The sequence below is a fragment of the Micromonospora inaquosa genome, assembly GCF_003857055.1.
In the GTDB taxonomy this organism is placed as follows: Bacteria; Actinomycetota; Actinomycetes; order Mycobacteriales; family Micromonosporaceae; genus Micromonospora; species Micromonospora inaquosa.
Genome location: NZ_QGSZ01000025.1, coordinates 1 through 2,081, shown reverse-complemented (window position 1 = coordinate 2,081; position 2,081 = coordinate 1). Strand labels below are relative to the sequence as shown.

General features: G+C 68.0%; 2 protein-coding genes. Both read left to right on the top strand.

All coding sequences use genetic code 11. The features are described 5' to 3' along the window. The coding region (locus tag DLJ59_RS00135; protein WP_124770512.1) for a Mu transposase domain-containing protein at positions 1-1,192 on the top strand (1,192 nt) is incomplete at its 5' end. Further along, a complete protein-coding gene (istB, locus tag DLJ59_RS00130) occupies positions 1,189-1,977 on the top strand; it encodes an IS21-like element helper ATPase IstB (RefSeq protein ID WP_124770511.1) in 789 nt (262 codons plus the stop codon). The genes DLJ59_RS00135 and istB, both read left to right, overlap by 4 nt. Positions 1,978-2,081: the final 104 nt, after the last annotated feature.

The following is a 2,081-nucleotide window of genomic DNA, read 5'->3' as shown; positions in this document are numbered from 1 at the left end:
CCTGTTCACACTCCGGTTGTCCTACTCCGGCAAGGCCGTGCACCGGGTATTCGCCTCGCAGGGACAGGAGGCGTTCATCGAGGGCCACCTGCACGCGTTCGCCGTCCTCGGAGGCGTCCCGACCGGGCAGATCCGCTACGACAATCTGCGCTCAGCGGTGTCACGGGTGTTGATGGGCCGCAACCGCACAGAGTCCGACCGGTGGGTTTTGTTCCGCTCGCACTATGCCTTCGACGCGTTCTACTGCATCCCCGGCATCGACGGCGCCCATGAGAAGGGCGGCGTCGAAGGCGAGGTCGGCCGGTTCCGGCGCAACCATCTCGTCCCGGTCCCCGAGGTCGACAGCTTGAGCGTGCTCAACGCCCGGATCGACGTCGCCGACGCCGGCGACGACACCCGCCGCATCGACAGCCGGATCCGCAGCGTCGGTCAGGACTTCGCCGTCGAGGCCCCGCTACTCGGACCGCTGCCCGACGACGGGTTCGAGCCGGGCCTGCTGCTGACCCCACGCGTCGACCGATTCGGGCGCGTCACCGTCCGGCAATGTCATTACTCGGTGCCGATCCGGTTCATCGGATCCCAGGTCCGGGTGTTCCTGCGCGCGTCAGAGCTCGTCATCTTCGACGGCCGTGTCGAGATCTGCCGGCATGCCCGCTCGGTCAGCCGCGGCTCACAGACGCTGCTGCTCGACCACTATCTGGAGGTGCTGCTGCGCAAGCCCGGCGCGTTACCGGGCGCGACCGCACTGGTCCAGGCCCGCAAGGCCGGAATGTTCACCGCTACCCATGAGGCGTTCTGGGCTGCGGCCCGCCGCGCTCACGGTGACACCGCCGGCACCCGCGCTCTGATCGACGTGCTGCTGTTGCACCGCCACACCCCGGCCGCTGACGTGATCGCCGGCATCAACGTCGCCCTGTCCGTCGGCGCCAGCAGCGTCGACGTCGTCGCGGTTGAGGCCCGCAAGGCCGGCGAACTTGCCCGCCACCACCGCAGCCGGCCAGCCCAACACCACCGTCCACCCGGCCCGGCACCGGCCGACCCGGTGCCTGCGGTGGCGAGCCTGACCCAACGCCGCCTGGCCGCGTTGCCCGCCGACACCCGACCCGCGCCGTCAGTCGACCGCTACGACCAACTCCTGCACCGCCGGACACCCGCACCGATCCCGCCCGCCCGTGAAGGAGAACTGTCATGACACCACCACGTCGAGGCGTCACCGACCAGGCCGCCAACGCCGCCGTCGACCAGGCCTGCCGCGTTCTGCGCCTGCCCACGATCCGCACCCGCTTCGGGGAGATCGCCGACGCCGCGGAACGAGAGCAACTCACCTACCGCGGGTTCCTCGCCGAACTACTCATGACCGAATGCGACGACCGCGGCCGGCGCCGATCCGAACGCCAGATCAAAGCCGCCGGTTTCCCCCGCGCGAAATGGCTGGCCGACTTCGACTACACCGCCAACCCAGCCGTCAACCCCGCCACCGTCAACACCCTGGCCTCCTGCGCCTGGGTCCGTGCCGGCGAACCCCTCTGCCTCATCGGCGACTCCGGCACCGGCAAATCACACCTACTCATCGCACTCGGCTCCGCCGCCGCGATCGCCGGGTTCCGGGTCCGCTACGTCCTGGCCGCGAAACTCGTCAACGAACTCGTCGAAGCCGCCGACGAGAAACAACTCAACAAAACCATCGCCCGCTACGGACGCGTCGATCTGCTCTGCATCGACGAACTCGGCTACATGGAACTCGACCGGCAAGGCGCTGAACTGCTCTTCCAAGTCCTCACCGAACGCGAAGAGAAAAGCAGCGTCGCTATCGCCTCCAACGAATCATTCTCCGGCTGGACGAAAACCTTCACCGACCCACGACTCTGCGCAGCAATAGTGGACCGACTCACCTTCGGCGCCAACATCATCGAGACCGGCACCGACTCCTACCGCCTCGCCCACGCCCGCCAACAACGCCAAACCACCGCCATCTGACCCAGGTGGGGCCACTTCAAGCCGTCACACCACGACCCCGCAACGACCCCACCGGGGCCAAATCAAGCCGTCACAGTGGGGCCAGACCAAACCGTCAGAGCCAC

What these genes read in the sequence shown, in the direction of transcription:
- istB (WP_124770511.1), top strand. Translation starts at nt 1,189, where the DNA reads ATGACACCACCACGTCGAGGCGTCACCGACCAGGCCGCCAACGCCGCC.